Source organism: Flavobacterium chungbukense (assembly GCF_020805785.1).
GTDB classification, from domain to species: Bacteria; Bacteroidota; Bacteroidia; order Flavobacteriales; family Flavobacteriaceae; genus Flavobacterium; species Flavobacterium chungbukense.
On the sequence record NZ_JAJGZV010000005.1, the window covers coordinates 251,952 to 268,494 of the forward strand.

Genomic DNA, 16,543 nt, shown 5'->3' on the forward strand with positions numbered 1-16,543 from the left:
TTTTATAAAAGAATTCTATGCGTAAAATTTGTATTTTGTTGCTGGTTTTGCTCTGCGGTACAGTTTTGCGTGCGCAGGTAAACCCGCCAACTCAAGATACAACTAAAACTCAGTTTTCAGTTGGTAAAATTGAGCTTGAAGATCCTCCAAGTGTAATGTCGGCTTATCGATATGATCCTATTACAGATCGTTATATATATACCAATTCGGTTGATGGTTTTTCTATCAACTATCCTTTAATTTTAACTCCAAAAGAATATGAAGATTTAGTTCTAAAAGAATCCAGAAGGAATTATTTTAGAAAAAAATCGGATGCCATCGATGGTAAAAAAGCAGGCGCAGAAGCTGCTAAAAAAGATTTACTTCCAAGATATTACATAAATTCAAGTTTGTTTGAAAGCATTTTTGGAAGCAATACTATAGATGTAAAGCCCACAGGATCAGTAGAAATGGACTTAGGGTTACGATATACTAAACAAGATAATCCTTCTTTCTCTCCCAGAAATAGATCTAGTCTGACGTTTGATTTCGATCAAAGAATCAGTATGAGTTTAATGGGGAAAATTGGAACTCGTCTTGAGGTAAATGCTAATTACGACACACAATCTACCTTTGCTTTTCAGAATTTATTTAAGTTAGCCTACACACCTTCAGAAGATGATATTGTTCAGAAAGTGGAAGTTGGTAATGTTAGTATGCCTTTAAATAGTACTTTGATTCGAGGTGCGCAAAGCTTATTTGGTGTTAAAACGCAATTGCAATTTGGTAAAACAACCATCACAGGAGTTTTCTCAGAACAGAAATCACAAACCAAAAGTATAGTCGCAGAAAGTGGAGGAACGGTTCAGAACTTCGATTTGTTTGCATTAGACTATGATAATGACCGACATTTTTTCTTGTCTCAATACTTTAGAAACAAGTACGATTCATCTCTAAGAAATTATCCGTTAATTGACAGCCGAGTTCAAATAACGAGAATTGAAGTTTGGGTAACCAACAAGCAAAATAGAGTAACTACAAGCAATAACAATTTAAGAAATATTATTGCGCTTCAGGATTTGGGAGAAGGTGAAGTTTCTGGTGTTCCTGATAACGAAGTAGTGGTAATTACTAATCCTACTGGTTTTTTTAATAATCCTATAGATTCTCCTACCGACAATACAAATAATAAATATGATCCTGCGACGATAGGAAAAGCTGGAGGCTATTTGAATAATAATATTAGAGAAATTGTTACTGCAAAATCTGGATTTAATAACGCAAACGTAGCAGAAGGTACCGATTATTCGATCTTAGAGAATGCTAGAAAATTAACCACGCAAGAGTATACTTTTAACTCGCAGTTAGGTTATATTTCTTTGCAGCAGCGTTTGGCAAATGACGAAATTTTAGCAGTTGCTTTTGAATACACAGTTGGAGGTAAAGTGTATCAAGTTGGAGAATTTGGAAGTGATGGTGTAGATGCAACGGTAGTTACAGGAAGTAATACCAATGGAAATCAAGCTATTGTTACGCAAAGTTTAGTTTTAAAAATGCTGAAAAGCAGTTTGACAAACGTTAATAATCCAGTTTGGAATTTGATGATGAAAAACGTGTATCAAATTCCACAGGCTTATCAGATCAAACAAGAAGATTTTAGACTTAATATTCTTTACACAGATCCGTCTCCAATAAATTATATTACGCCAGCAACAGGAAGTACTTTTCCGCCAAATCCTGCACCGAATGATGTGGTAGAAAACACACCTTTATTAAATGTGTTTAATTTGGATCGTTTAAATTATAATAATGATCCGCAGACCGGAGGTGATGGTTTCTTCGATTATGTTCCTGGAGTAACGGTAGATGTTCAAAATGCCCGAATTATATTTACTACAAAAGAACCTTTTGGTGAGCTTTTGTTTAGAAAATTAAATACAGGATCTGGAGAAAATTATAGCGATCCAGCAACATATAATGCGAATCAGCGTAAATATGTATTTAGAAATATGTATAGAAGTACGCAAGCTGGCGCTTTACAGGATAGTGATAAAAACAAATTTTTATTAAGAGGAAAATACAAATCTTCGGGTAGCAGTGGTATTCCAATTGGAGCATTTAATGTTCCTCAAGGATCAGTTGTTGTTACTGCGGCAGGAAGAGTTCTGGTTGAAGGGATTGATTATAGTGTCGATTATCAATTAGGAAGAGTACAGATTTTGGATCCTTCACTTCAAGCTTCCAATACGCCAATTGAAGTTTCTCTCGAGAATAATTCAATCTTCGGACAGCAGACCAGAAGATTTATGGGATTAAATGTTGAACATAAAATTTCAGATAAATTTGTTGTTGGAGGAACTTTCTTAAAGATGACAGAAAGACCTTTTACACAAAAATCTAGTTATGGACAGGAATCTGTAAATAATACTATTTTCGGATTCAACGGAAATTATTCAACAGAAGTTCCATTTTTGACAAGGTTAGCAAATAAACTTCCAAACATTGATACCGATGTTCCTTCTAATCTTTCTATTCGTGGAGAAGTTGCCTTTTTAAAACCAGACGCGCCAAAAGCTAGTGATTTTGAAGGAGAAGCAACTATTTATATAGATGATTTTGAAGGTTCTCAGACAACAATCGATATGCGATCAGCTTACGCTTGGAGTTTGGCTTCGACCCCATTTATTAATTCTGCAACAGATAATACTTTTAATGCGGGTTCTAATACATTAGAATACGGGTATAAACGTGCAAAATTGGCTTGGTATACAATTGATCCAATTTTTTACACATCGAAACCTTCAGGGATTTCAAATGATGATTTGTCTTTCAATACCACAAGAAGAATCTACAGCAGAGAACTTTATCCTAATACAGATATTGCTCAAGGGCAGATTCAGGTTATAAATACACTTGATTTATCCTATTATCCATCAGATAGAGGTCCTTATAACAATAATCCAGATTTTGCATCAATAAATCCGTCTACAAATTTTGGAGGTATTATGCGTGCTTTGAATTCAACCAATTTTGAACAAGGAAATGTTGAGTACATTCAGTTTTGGGTGCTCGATCCGTATGTTGGAAATGGAGAAGCTCCGGCAAGTAATACTGGGAAGATTTATTTTAACTTAGGAGAAATTTCAGAAGATATTTTAAAAGACGAAAGAAAACAATACGAAAACGGATTAGGGCCGGGTCAAATTATGGTAAACCCGCAGCCGCAATGGGGAGATGTGCCAGCATCTCAGTCCTTAATCTATGCATTTGATACCAATGCAGAAAACCGTAAAAATCAGGATGTCGGTTTAGATGGTCTTCCAAGTTCTAGAGAGGGAACGGTTTATACGAATTATGCAAGCGAAAATGACCCAGCAGCAGATGATTATATCTATTATTTAAATACGGATGGAGGTGTCTTAAATCGTTATAAAAATTATAATGGTACAGAAAATAACTCTGCAGTAAGTGTTGATGATCCTAATCGTGGTTCTACAACACTTCCTGACGTAGAAGATATTAACCGTGATAATACCATGAGCACCATCAATGCTTATTATGAATATAGTATTGATTTAAGACCAGGAATGCAGATTGGTGAAAATTACATTACAGATATTCGTGAACCAGAAGATATTGGAAATGTAGAATTGCCAAACGGATCGACTACACGTGCAAGATGGATTCAGTTTAAAATTCCAGTTTCTCAGCCTAAAAACACTATTGGAAATATTACCGATTTTAGATCAATTCGTTTTATGAGAATGTTCATGACCGGATTTAGCGATCAAATGACGGTTCGTTTTGGAGCTTTAGATTTGGTAAGAGGCGAGTGGAGAAGATATACAGGCACATTAGATGCAAATGATACAACTCCCGATGATGATGGAACTGAATTTGATGTTGCGGCAGTTAATATTCAAGAGAATGGAACAAAATGTCCTGTGAACTATGTTATTCCGCCAGGAGTTCAAAGAGAACAGCTTTACAATAACAATACAATTATTAATCAAAATGAGCAATCTCTAGCAGTAAGAATTGCAGGTACGGGATTGGAATATCGTGACTCAAGAGCGGTTTTCAAAAATGTAAGTGTTGATATGCGCCAGTATAAGAAATTGAAAATGTTTCTTCACGCAGAATCGCTTCTAAATGAAACCCAGCTTGAAAATGACGAAATGGTCGGATTTATTCGTTTTGGTAATGATTTTACACAAAACTTCTACCAAGTCGAAATTCCATTAAAAGTTACAAGAGCGGGTGGTTCTTGTACAATAAGTCCGGACCAAGTTTGGTTAGAAGAAAATAATATTGATCTTGCTTTGTCTTTATTAACGGCAATGAAGATTAAGGCAATGAGTATAGATCCTACTTCTACTAAAAGAGATATTAACGGTATTTATTATCCTGATGATGACCCCGATGCAAGTGCTGGTGATGGTGACACTAAATTAAGATTAGGTATAAAAGGAAATCCTAATTTTGGATTGGTTCGAAATTTAATGGTCGGAGTAAAAAGTACAGCTGAACATAAAAACATTAAAGGAGAAGTTTGGTTTAATGAGCTTCGTATGTCCGATTTGGAAAACAAAGGCGGTATGGCAGCATTATTGAATATTGATACCAATATGGCCGATTTTGCGACTTTGTCTGCTTCTGGAAAAAAGAGCACAATAGGTTTTGGTTCTCTAGAACAAGGTGCAAATGAAAGAGATAGAGAAGATATTCAGCAATATAACATCGTAACCAATATGAATTTAGGAAAATTACTTCCTAAGAAATGGGGGGTTAATCTTCCATTTAATTATGCTATTGGAGAAGAGGTTATTACGCCAGAATATGATCCGTTTAATCAAGATATTAAACTTAGCCAATTAATAGCTGAAACTACAGATCCTGCAGAAAAAGATAATATCAGAACTCGTGCAGTAGATTATACGAAACGTAAGAGCATCAACTTTATCGGAGTGCGAAAAGATAGAGCGCTGGAACAAAAACCTCATGTTTATGATGTGGAGAATTTAACATTCTCACAATCTTACAATCAGGTAGAGCGACATGATTATGAAGTGGAGAACTATAACGACGAACAATCGAACACTGCGGTTAATTATTCTTACACATTCCAGCCCAAAGAAGTAGTTCCGTTTAAAAATACCCAATTCATGAAAAAAAGTGATTATTGGAAAATGTTAAGTGATTTTAATTTTAATTATTTACCATCCAATATTTCTTTTAACAGTAATATTATTAGACAAAGTAATCGTCAGCAATATAGACAAGTCGAGTCTGTAGAAGGAATTGGCTTAGACCCACTATATAGAAGAAATTTTGCATTTAACTATCAATATGGTTTTGGGTTCAACTTAACAAAATCATTAAAATTGAATTATACTGCGGCTTCTAATAATATTGTAAGGAACTTTTTGAATGATGATAACACGCCAAAAGAAGACTTTAATATATGGGATGATTATTTTGATATTGGAACACCGAATCAGCATTTACAGCAGTTAATTGTAAATTATGAAATACCAATTAATAAAATTCCAATTTTTAGTTTTATAAAAGCAAACTATTCCTATACCGCAGATTACAATTGGCAACGATCTTCTACTGCCTTCTCTGAATATGTAGAGGATGATACTACATATAATTTAGGGAATACAATTCAAAATGCCAATTCAAATACTTTTGCGGCAACATTGAATATGAATTTGCTTTATAAATATTTAGGCCTAACTCCGGGGGCAAAACCTGCAAAAGCAAAACCTGCAGCACCGCCAAAACCAGGAGAGAAAATTGTGAATACTGCTAAACCAACTGTAAGCAATAGTCCGTTTTATGATGGTATGATTGGAGTTCTGACTAGTATTAAAAATGTTCAAATTAATTATACTAAAAATAGCGGTACAGTTTTACCAGGCTACATACCAGGAGTTGGTTTCTTCGGGACATCAAAACCATCGTTAGGATTCGTTTTTGGTAGTCAGGACGATGTTCGTTATGAGGCAGCAAAAAATGGTTGGTTGACCGATTATCAAAATTTTAATCAAAATTTCTCGCAAGTAAGTACTAAAATTTTAAAAGTAACAGCCAATCTAGACGTGTTGCCTGATTTGAAAGTAGATTTATCAATGGATCGATCCTATTCTGAAAATTCTTCAGAACAATATTCTGTTGTTAGAGATACCTTGGGTAAATTGAATTATCAGCCGTTGTCGCCTTATACCTATGGAATGTTTTCTATTTCAACGGTATTAATAAAAACAGCATTTTCAACTAGTAACGAAACACAATCGGCAGCTTTCGATGATTTTAGAAACAACCGTTTAATAATTGCAAATCGTTTGGCTGAAGAACATTATGGGGCAGGAATGCCAATTCCGAGATACGATGCCTCGGCTCTTCCTCCTGAAGACACTTCTGTGCCGGTAGATAATATTGCAAATCCTAATAATACGGAAAGAAAACTGATTCAGTCCAATGACGGATATCCGATTGGTTTTAGCAAAAGTAATCAGGCTGTATTGCTTCCATCGTTTTTAGCAGCATATACAGGAGGTGATGCTTCCAATGCTTCAACGGGTATTTTTAGAAGTTTTCCTATTCCAAACTGGTCCATAAAATATAATGGATTAATGCGTTATAAATACTTTAAAGATCATTTTAGACGTTTTTCATTACAGCATAATTATAGAGCTTCTTATACTGTTAGCCAGTTTAGGTCAAATTTTGATTATCTTGAAAATCCAAATGGACAAGACGTAAATTCAAATTTCTACAATAAAACAGTGATGTCGAACGTCAATTTAGTAGAGCAATTTAGTCCGCTTATTAGAGTTGATTTTGAGTTAAAAAGTTCACTTCGTTTATTGACTGAAATCAAGAAAGATAGAGCTTTGTCTATGAGTTTTGATAATAATTTATTGACAGAAGTGAAAGGAATAGAGTATGTAGTCGGGTTAGGATATCGTTTTAAAGATGTCATTATATCTTCGCGACTTGCAGACAATCCAACAGGAATCATTAAAAGTGATATTAATATAAAAGCAGATTTTTCATTTAGAAATAATGAAACATTAGTTCGTTATTTAGATTACGATAATAATCAGCTTGCTGCAGGACAGAACATTTGGACATTAAAGTTAACTGCTGATTATGCTTTCAGTAAAAACTTAACAGCAATATTTTATTATGATCATTCGTTTTCGAAAGCAGTTATTTCAACTTCATTTCCTTTAACGAATATTAGATCAGGTTTCACACTTCGTTATAATTTTGGAAATTAATTTTTAGTTTCTAAACTAGATTTCATTAGAAGATTATTACATTTGTGGCTTAAATTTTAAATTATCAATTTTCAAACATACTATTATGAGCATACCAGCAAATTTAAAGTACACAAAAGATCACGAATGGGTTAGCATCGAAGGAGATGTTGCGACTGTAGGAATTACTCATTTTGCACAAAAAGAGTTAGGGGATATCGTGTATGTTGAGGTAGAAACTTTAGATCAGACACTTTCAAAAGATGAGGTTTTTGGAACGGTTGAGGCTGTAAAAACAGTTTCAGATTTATTTTTACCATTAACAGGTGAAATCATTGCTTTTAATGAAGATTTAGAAAGTGCTCCAGAAACTGTAAATTCTGATCCTTACGGAGCAGGGTGGATGATTAAAATTAAAATTGCGGATGCATCAGAAATTGATTCTTTATTATCTGATGAAGCTTATAAAACTTTGATCGGTGCCTAAACAACTGCTATTAATTTGGGCAATTATCTGCTCTGGAATTATTGCGTATTTTTGTCTGACAGATTCAAGCAACATTCCTGTAGTTAATTTTCCAAGTATTGATAAAATTGTACATTTCTGTTTCCATTTTGGATTTACAATTTCTTGGATTTTGTTTTTCAAGAAAGAGCTGAAAGGAAAAGAATCAGAAGATTTTAAAGCTTATTTAATTGCCTTTATTTTTTCTGTTTTTTTTGGAATTACAATCGAAATTCTACAGAATACTATAACTGTCACAAGAGCTGCAGATGTTACAGATATTTTGGCAAATGCACTTGGTGCTGTGATCGCTGTTTTTTCGGCAATCGCGTTTAGGAGACAAATCAATAAAATATAATATAAACCCACTTCGGTGGGTTTTTTTGTACAATAAAATCAAGCTTTTAAAAGCTGTGTTTTTTGAATATAAAATGTACTTTTGTGCTGGTTTTCTGCAATTTCAATCATTATGAATGTAAAACAATATTTAGATTCTACCTATTTAAAAACAGCTTCTCAAGCTGGACTGTCTGAGGCAGAAAATGCTCTAGTGGTTAAAAATGCCATTATAGAAGCAATAAAGGAAGAATTTAAATTGATTATGATTCGTCCGGAATATGTGGCAATGGCAAAACAAATGATTGCAGATGCTAAATCTGTTTTGTTGGTTGGAACTGTTATTGATTTTCCAGAAGGAAAGTCTAATCTGGAAACTAAAATAAAAGAAGCCAATGAAGCCATTGCAAACGGAGCTGACGATTTAGATTTTGTTTGTAATTACGAAGCTTTTAAAAATGGAGAAATAGATTTAATAAAAAATGAAATCTTAATTGGAACTCAGATTGGTTTAGCTCATAATAAAACAGTAAAGTGGATTATTGAAGTAGCGGCTTTGACAGATAAAGAGATCATACAATTATCTGCTTTGATCAAAAATGTTGTGGTATCACATTTTGATGAAGAAGATTTTTCGTCTGTATTTGTTAAATCATCAACTGGATTTTATAAAACCGAAAATGGACTTCCGAACGGAGCAACTCCTTCTTCTATAATTATAATGCTTGAAAATGCATCGCCTTTACCGATAAAAGTTGCTGGAGGTGTTCGTTCATTTGAAGAGGCAGCAGAAATGATTAGTTTAGGCGTGCAGCGAATTGGTACTTCGGCAGCAAAAGCAATTGCAAACGGACAAGTTTCCCCAAATCAATATTAAATAAATACCTGTATTTTAGTGAATAAGTTTTTTTTAGCCCTTGTTTTAATTTTTTTGTTTTTAAATGTTTCGGCACAGCAAAATGGCAATTCTTCAATTAAGCCTGGTTTTACTGCTGAAGTGTTTCCTATTTTTCCAAATTGTGAAAATTTAGAGAACAAAAACTTAGAGAATTGTTTTTATAAAGAAGTTCAGGATTTTGTGTTTGGAAATTTTCAAATTCCTGAAAGTTTAAAAGAAAAGAAATACAAAGGAGAAGTAAAAGTTCTATTTGAAGTTGATGCTACAGGAGAGTTTAAGATAATTTATGTTTCTGCCGCAAGCGATGAACTGTCAAAAGAAGCAAAACGTGTTTTTGGAAATTTTCCAAAAATTAAACCTTCAACTTATAATGGAAAGCCGACCTATTCAAAATATACCATTTCAATTGACATACCTTTAAAGAATTCAGAGCAAATCGCTGCTGAGGCTTTGGCTGCGGCAGAAATCTTAAAGCCAATTGAAAAACCAATGACAGAATTGGATAGTATTGTTTATAAAAAATACAATAATCCAGAATTTGACAGTCGTTTAAATATTCCATTTTCACACAGTTATTACGCTCAGTTTGATGGCGCAATGAATCAGGTTGGAAGTAATAATCATACAGCATCGAAGCCATATACGTATGAAGAGGTTTCTAAATATTATAATTTAAAAGCTGTAAATCAATCATTGCAGAAAAATGTTTCAAGTTGGTTGGGAAGAAAATGGTGGAATGAGAATATGGTTCAGATTCAAGGTGAAGGATATTGGTTTTCTCTAAATCCGATTGTTGATTTGCAATTAGGTAAAGCTTCAGATATTGACGCATCTTACACTTATGTGAATACAAGAGCCTTGAATTTTAGAGGAGGTTTAGGAAAGCAGATTAATTTTACAACAACATTTTTTGAAAGCCAAGGAAGGTTTGCAGGATATTTTAATGATTATGCTGAATCTATTAAGCCATCAGGAGGAAACCCAGCAATAATCCCTGGAATTGGAATTGCAAAGGGTTTTAAAACAGATGCCTATGATTTTCCTTTAGCGGAAGCAAATATAACCTACACGCCAAGTAAAATTTTCGATTTGCAATTGGGTTATGGAAGAAATTTTATTGGAGATGGTTACCGTTCTCTTTTAGAAGGAGATGGCGCAAGTCCATATCCCTATTTTAAAATCAATACCAAATTTTGGAAAATAAAGTACACTAACACTTATATGTGGCTGAAAGATGTTCGTCCTGATGTAACTGTTGACAGAACTTACGCGACTAAATTTATGGCGAATCATTATTTGAGCTGGAATGTTTCGAACAGATTAAATTTAGGTTTTTTCGAATCTGTAGTTTGGACTGATACAAATAATAGAGGTTTTGATATCAATTTTGTGAATCCAATTATTTTTTACCGTGCTGTAGAATTTGGTTCTTCTTCTCGAAGTGGAAATGCTCTTTTGGGAATTACAGGAAAATATAAGTGGAATAACAGTATTAACTTGTACTCACAGTTCTTGATCGATGAATTTTCTGTTTCTGATGTTGGAGCAGGAAATCAAAGTTGGAAAAATAAATTCGGATTTCAGTTAGGGGCGAAATATTTCAACGCTTTCAATGTAAAAGATTTGTTGGTTCAGGTAGAATTTAACCATGTGCGCCCTTATGTATATTCGCATAGTGCCGTTATTACTAATTATGGGCATAATAACCAAAGCATTGGACATCAGTGGGGAGGTAATTTTAAAGAGCTTATCTTAATTGGGCGTTACCATAAAGGTCGTATTTTTGGAGATGCAAAATTCACTATGGGAACCAGAGGATTGGATTTTGATACAGCAAAGGATTCGTATAATTATGGAGGCAATATTTATAAAAGTTACGACGATAATCGTCCATATGATACCGGTGTAAAAGTAGGGCAAGGAAATAAAACAAGTGTTTTTATTGCAGACATACAAGGAGGTTATTTGATTAATCCAATGACTAATTTAAAATTATTTGGGAGTCTTATTTATCGAAATTTCGATCCGACACAAGAGACAGCGGCAACTTTTAAACAAAGTACAACTTGGTTTAGCATAGGTTTACGTTCGGATATTTTTAACTGGTATTTTGATTACTAGGAGTTTTAATAAGATTTTTCGAAATAATAGTGTTAAAGAATGCTGAGATCTTAGTTTGTAAAGGTTTTATTGAAAAAAATCTAATTTTATAGACCTAAATTCTACAATCTAATTTGTACATTTGCACCACTCAAAAAAAATACACAAATATCAACGGTATTGAACGCTGCAAAAAATACATTATCAATCAAATCAATATTTCTAGACTTTAAAGAGATTACTAAAGCCGGTTTGGCTATTAGTGTTTTATTCTCTTCTATAGCAGGATATTTATTAGGTGTTGATTCTGAACATCCATTTAGTTGGAGTGTTTTGGCTGTTTTGGCTATTGGAGGGTATTGTATGGTTGGAGCTTCAAATGCTTTTAATCAAGTAATTGAAAAAGATATCGATTCTTTGATGGATCGTACTAAAAATCGCCCGGTTCCTTCGGGACGTATGAGTCCAAAAGTAGCCTTATTTGTGGCGAGTCTACTTACTGTTATTGGTATAGCATTGCTGTATACCATAAATGCTAAGTCGGCGATGTTTGCTGCAATTTCTATATTCTTGTATACAAGTGTTTACACGCCATTAAAAACGGTTACTTCGCTATCTGTTTTTGTTGGTGCATTCCCTGGTGCAATTCCTTTTATGTTAGGCTGGGTAGCGGCTACAGGAGAATTTGGTATTGAGGCAGGAACTTTGTTTTTGATTCAATTTTTTTGGCAATTCCCACACTTTTGGTCTATTGGATGGTTCTTGTATGAAGACTATGAAAAAGCAGGAATTTTTATGTTGCCTACAGGCAGAAAAGATAAAGGAACTGCATTGCAGGTTATTTTATATACAGTTTGGTTGATAATTGCATCTTTATTGCCTGTCTTAGGTTTTACAGGACAATTGTTTATTTCGCCAATTGCAGCAGTTTTAGTATTTCTTTTAGGAATCTGGATGCTTTTTTATGCAGTAAAACTGTATAAATTAAGAACAGCGAAAGCAGCAAGAACATTAATGTTGGTTAGTGTTTCTTATATTTCGCTTTTACAGATTGTATATATAGTAGATAAATTTTTAAGATAGTTATGGAAATGACATTGAAAACAAATGATGAACAAGCACAAAAGTCAAAATCAGCAAAACTGATTCTGCTTTTTGCAATGGTTAGTATGACTATGATGTTCGCAGGATTAACAAGTGCATTTGTAGTAAGTAAATCAAGAGCAGATTGGTTGAAGAATTTTGAACTTCCTTCTGCATTTTATTGGAGTACAGCAGTAATTATTGCTTGCAGTGTTACTTTTCATTTGGCAAAAAAAGCCATTCAAAAAGATAATAGAAGCGCAGTAACAGCTTTGCTTTTAGGAACTTTAGCTTTAGGAATTTTATTTATAATACTGCAATTTCAAGGATTTGGACAAATTGTTGAGCAAGGGTATTATTTTACAGGACAAGGTAGTTCTATTACTACAACTTTCCTGTATGTTGTAACGGTTACACACTTGTTACACTTGGCTGGCGGATTAATTTCACTTTTAATTATAATTTATAATCATTTTAAACAAAAATACAATTCGACTCAAACTCTTGGTATAGAACTAGGTGCGATGTATTGGCACTTTTTGGATTTATTATGGGTATATTTATTTTTATTTTTATTTTTCTTTAAATAAGAAAAAAACGTAAATTTGGGAACTTTTTAACGAATATCTTTTATGGGAGCGACAGTTACTACTGCAAACAACGACGAAAAAACTTGGGGAGGCGGTCATGAGATCCAGCCACTAGGATCAAGTTATGGTAAAATGATGATGTGGTTTTTTATCGTATCAGATGCCTTAACATTCTCTGGATTTCTAGGAGCTTACGGTTTTTCTAGATTTAAATTTATTGAAACTTGGCCTTTGGCTGATGAAGTGTTTACTCACTTTCCATTTATGCATGGTGTTCCGGCTCCAATGTATTATGTAGCATTAATGACTTTTATTTTGATCTTTTCTTCTGTAACAATGGTTTTAGCTGTTGATGCAGGACACCAATTGAAAAAGACAAAAGTTGCAATCTATATGTTTTTGACTATTATTGGAGGTATTATTTTCGTTGGTTCTCAAGCTTGGGAATGGAAAAACTTCATTAAGGGTGAATATGGAGCAGTTGAAACTGTTGGAGGAAGTTTACTTCAATTTGTTGATAAAGACGGAAAAAGAGTTGCTTTAGCTGATTTCGCTGTAAAATTACCTGAACAAAGAGAGGCTTTAACTAGAAGTCATTCAACTTGGTTTATGGAAGATGCTCAATCACTTCCAACTTACACAGTTGCTGAAGTTCAAGCTGGTTTTAAGGCACATCCTGAAATTTTAATTAGAACAGAAAAACTTACTGATAAAAAGAAAAAGACTGTTTTATCTAGAGAAGAATCTGAAACTCATTTAGCTACCGCTAAATATGTTGTTGAAGGTGCTAACTTGATTAGAAACGAATACGGTAATAAATTATTTGCTGATTTCTTCTTCTTTATTACAGGTTTCCACGGATTCCACGTATTATCTGGAGTTATTATCAATATCATTATTTTCTTCAATGTATTATTAGGTACTTACGAGAAAAGAAGAAGCTACGAAATGGTAGAAAAAGTTGGATTATACTGGCATTTTGTAGATTTAGTTTGGGTATTTGTATTTACAGTTTTCTATCTAGTTTAATTTTTAGAATTTAATTATTATGTCACACGAGCACGTATCAAATACAAAAAGAATCTGGTTTGTTTTTGCATTACTTTCAGTAGTAACTACAGTAGAAGTTATTTTAGGTATCTACAAACCTGCATCATTAGAATTTACTCATTTCATTGGTTTGAATTTGTTAAACTGGATTTTCTACATCCTTACAATTTTCAAAGCATATTATATTGTATGGGCATTTATGCACATGGAAGGTGAAAAAAGCGGCCTTAGATGGTCTGTTGTATCATCAGTTGTCTTCCTTGTTTTATATTTATTGTTTATTCTGTTAACAGAAGGACATTATATTTATGGGGTTTTTAAAGATTCTACTATTAAATGGAATTTTTAACATGATATTAATTCGAAAAGAGTCCCGATAACATCGGGATTTTTTTATTTTTGTACCTCAATTATTTCTGTTAATACAATGAAAAAAAATATAGTTCTATTTGTGCTTTTTGTTCTTCCAATTGTAGCTTATTTGTTTTTTGCTTCGGGCGTAAATAGTTTTACAACACTTCCTGTAATTACACCTAAGGTAAATGATTTCGGTAATTGGAAATCGTTAAACGGAAATAAAGTTTCTCTTGATAAAAAAATTACGGTACTAGGTTTTTCAGGTTCTAATATTCTTGAAAATAGAGGGAATTATTTCAACTTAAACGAAAAAATCTACAAACGTTATAATGGCTTCGAAGATCTTCAGTTTGTAGTTCTATGTCCGCTTGGAACAGAAAAAGAGGCTCAAAAAATTATTGATGCATTATCTCCTTTTACAGATGTTAAAAACTGGAACTTCGTTTTTGCATCAAATGAAGAAATTCAAAATTTTTATGATCAGCTTCACTTAAAAGAAAAACTAAATAAAAATCTTGGTACTTCAAATGTTTACATTATTGATAAAGAACGTAATCTAAGAGGAAGAAAAGATAAAAAAGAATACAAGGAAGGTTATGATACCTTTCATCCATCAGAGTTGAGTAATGAGATGCTGGATGATTTTAAAATAATCCTTTATGAGTATAGAGCAGCTTTAAAGAAAAATCATAATGCCACAAAACAACTTTAAAATCATTTATAATGTTTAAGAATAAATCATATATCGGAATCTCTTTTATCATTTTGATTTTTGGGATTTACGCCATTCCTAAGATAGTTGATCGTATTAAAAATGATGATATTGTAAAAGGAAATCGATTGGACAATGTGGGAGCCAAAGCTTCAAAAGAAACAAAACTTTTGACTATTGGTCCAGCTCCAAAATTTGAATTGAAAAATCAGGATAATGTAAAAATATCTAATGAAAGTTATAAAGGGAAAGTATATGTACTTGAATTTTTCTTTACAACTTGTCCGTCAATTTGCCCAAAGATGAACATGAGTATGCTGGAAATTGAAAAAACTTTTTTTGGAAATCCTAACTTCGGAATCGTTTCTATAACAATTGATCCAAAACATGATACGCCGCAAGTTTTAAAAGATCATGCTAAATTACTAGGAGTAAAATCTTCAAACTGGAATTTCTTAACTGGTGATAGAGATGTAATAATGAATTTATCTAATAAAGGATTTAATCTTTATGCAGGAGCAAACGATAAAGTAAGTGGCGGATTCGAACATTCAGGTCTGTTTGCTTTAATTGATAAGGATGGAAATATTCGTTGTAGAAAAGATGAATTCGGGAATCCTAATATTTATTATGACGGTTTAGATAAAAAAGGAGTACGAGATATTCAAGAGGATATTAAAATTTTATTAGCAGAATAAGTGATGGAAGATAATTCTTTAGAAAAAAAATATAATAAATTAATTGTTGCAGTTTCAATTGTAATTCCAGTTGTTGTTGCAATTTTGTTTGGGGTTAAGCTTAAAGATTTTGGTTTTAATGTGGAGCCATTGTCATTTTTGCCTCCAATCTATGCTACTACCAACGGAATCACGGCTATTGTTTTGGTTTGGGCAGTTTTGGCAATTAAAAACGGAAAACAAAAATTACACGAAAGGCTGATGACTTTTGCAATTGCACTGTCGGTAGCTTTTTTAGTTATGTATGTTGCTTATCATATGACTGCAGATTCTACTAAATTTGGAGATTCTAATCATGATGGTATTCTTGATGCAATAGAGAGTGCTAAAGTTGGATCGCTGCGTTTGGTTTATTTTGTTATTCTGATAACGCATATTTTGCTATCAATTGCAATTATCCCCCTTGTATTAATTACCTATGTTAGAGCTCTTGGACAACGATTTGATAAACATAGAAAAATAGCTAGAATCACTTTTCCAATTTGGCTTTATGTTGCCGTAACAGGGGTTGTAGTATTTTTAATGATTTCTCCTTACTATGCACACTAAAAACAAAATTCATAAGTCAAATTCAAAAATTAAAAGTTTCATTTTAGGAATTTGTGTTTTTTTAATTGTAATTTCAGCCAATGCGCAATGTGCTATGTGTCGTGCAGCTTTGTCGGGAGATTCTAATATTAAAAAAGCTGAAGCAGTAAATGATGGGATTGTATATTTAATGGTTATTCCTTATTTATTGGTCGCTATAATAGGCTATCTTATTTACAAAATGTATACATCTAAAAAGAAAAAAGCAGTGTAATTTTAGACTGCACCCAAAAGTTTGGACGAATTTATAATTAAATTTGATAATAATGAGCTCGATATTTTATCGGGCTCATTCCTTTTAAATTAAGTTTTATTCTTTCATTATTATAGTATTCTA

General features: G+C 33.0%; 14 protein-coding genes. 13 read left to right on the forward strand and 1 reads right to left on the reverse strand.

Going from position 1 to position 16,543, the window contains the following annotated elements; all coding sequences use genetic code 11:
• Nucleotides 1-17 precede the first annotated feature (17 nt).
• From sov to LL966_RS16555, 13 genes are all read left to right on the forward strand, one after another.
• Nucleotides 18-7,271 (forward strand): T9SS outer membrane translocon Sov/SprA, encoded by a 7,254-nt coding sequence (sov, locus tag LL966_RS16495; protein ID WP_229354767.1) that lies wholly within the window; start codon nucleotides 18-20, stop codon nucleotides 7,269-7,271.
• 85 nt (nucleotides 7,272-7,356) lie between these two features.
• Nucleotides 7,357-7,737, forward strand: coding sequence for a glycine cleavage system protein GcvH (gene gcvH / locus LL966_RS16500; RefSeq protein WP_057117438.1), 381 nt, complete (start codon nucleotides 7,357-7,359; stop codon nucleotides 7,735-7,737).
• A complete protein-coding gene (locus LL966_RS16505; protein ID WP_229354768.1) occupies nucleotides 7,730-8,113 on the forward strand; it encodes a VanZ family protein in 384 nt (127 codons plus the stop codon). The genes gcvH and LL966_RS16505 overlap by 8 nt, the downstream gene beginning before the upstream one ends.
• A 111-nt stretch (nucleotides 8,114-8,224) precedes the next feature.
• Nucleotides 8,225-8,968, forward strand: a complete 744-nt coding sequence (deoC, locus tag LL966_RS16510; RefSeq protein ID WP_229354770.1) for a deoxyribose-phosphate aldolase — start codon at nucleotides 8,225-8,227, stop codon at nucleotides 8,966-8,968.
• A gap of 18 nt (nucleotides 8,969-8,986) precedes the next feature.
• Nucleotides 8,987-11,110 carry an energy transducer TonB gene (locus LL966_RS16515; RefSeq protein WP_344757863.1) on the forward strand — a complete coding sequence of 708 codons (2,124 nt, stop codon included), beginning with the start codon at nucleotides 8,987-8,989 and terminating at the stop codon, nucleotides 11,108-11,110.
• Nucleotides 11,111-11,269: 159 nt separating this feature from the next.
• A complete protein-coding gene (gene cyoE / locus LL966_RS16520; RefSeq protein ID WP_229354774.1) occupies nucleotides 11,270-12,172 on the forward strand; it encodes a heme o synthase in 903 nt (300 codons plus the stop codon).
• Nucleotides 12,173-12,174: 2 nt separating this feature from the next.
• Nucleotides 12,175-12,762 (forward strand): cytochrome c oxidase subunit 3, encoded by a 588-nt coding sequence (locus tag LL966_RS16525; RefSeq protein ID WP_229354776.1) that lies wholly within the window; start codon nucleotides 12,175-12,177, stop codon nucleotides 12,760-12,762.
• A 42-nt stretch (nucleotides 12,763-12,804) separates the two neighbouring features.
• On the forward strand, nucleotides 12,805-13,791 hold the full coding sequence (locus LL966_RS16530) for a cytochrome c oxidase subunit 3 (RefSeq protein ID WP_229354778.1): 987 nt from the start codon (nucleotides 12,805-12,807) through the stop codon (nucleotides 13,789-13,791).
• Between the two features lie 19 nt (nucleotides 13,792-13,810).
• Complete coding sequence (locus LL966_RS16535; protein ID WP_229354780.1) at nucleotides 13,811-14,161, forward strand: cytochrome C oxidase subunit IV family protein; 351 nt, start codon at nucleotides 13,811-13,813, stop codon at nucleotides 14,159-14,161.
• A gap of 78 nt (nucleotides 14,162-14,239) precedes the next feature.
• The gene (locus LL966_RS16540; protein ID WP_229354781.1) at nucleotides 14,240-14,881 is read left to right on the forward strand and encodes a hypothetical protein; all 642 of its coding nucleotides are present in this window, start codon (nucleotides 14,240-14,242) and stop codon (nucleotides 14,879-14,881) included.
• Nucleotides 14,882-14,892: 11 nt separating this feature from the next.
• On the forward strand, nucleotides 14,893-15,579 hold the full coding sequence (locus tag LL966_RS16545; RefSeq protein ID WP_229354782.1) for an SCO family protein: 687 nt from the start codon (nucleotides 14,893-14,895) through the stop codon (nucleotides 15,577-15,579).
• Between the two features lie 3 nt (nucleotides 15,580-15,582).
• Nucleotides 15,583-16,167 (forward strand): DUF420 domain-containing protein, encoded by a 585-nt coding sequence (locus tag LL966_RS16550; RefSeq protein WP_229354783.1) that lies wholly within the window; start codon nucleotides 15,583-15,585, stop codon nucleotides 16,165-16,167.
• Nucleotides 16,157-16,420 carry a hypothetical protein gene (locus LL966_RS16555; protein WP_229354784.1) on the forward strand — a complete coding sequence of 88 codons (264 nt, stop codon included), beginning with the start codon at nucleotides 16,157-16,159 and terminating at the stop codon, nucleotides 16,418-16,420. Before LL966_RS16550 ends, LL966_RS16555 begins: the two co-directional genes overlap by 11 nt.
• Nucleotides 16,421-16,457: 37 nt before the next feature.
• On the opposite strand, the gene LL966_RS22895 is transcribed toward LL966_RS16555, so the two are convergent.
• On the reverse strand, nucleotides 16,458-16,543 hold an 86-nt coding region (locus LL966_RS22895), incomplete at its 5' end, for an IS3 family transposase (protein ID WP_394799464.1).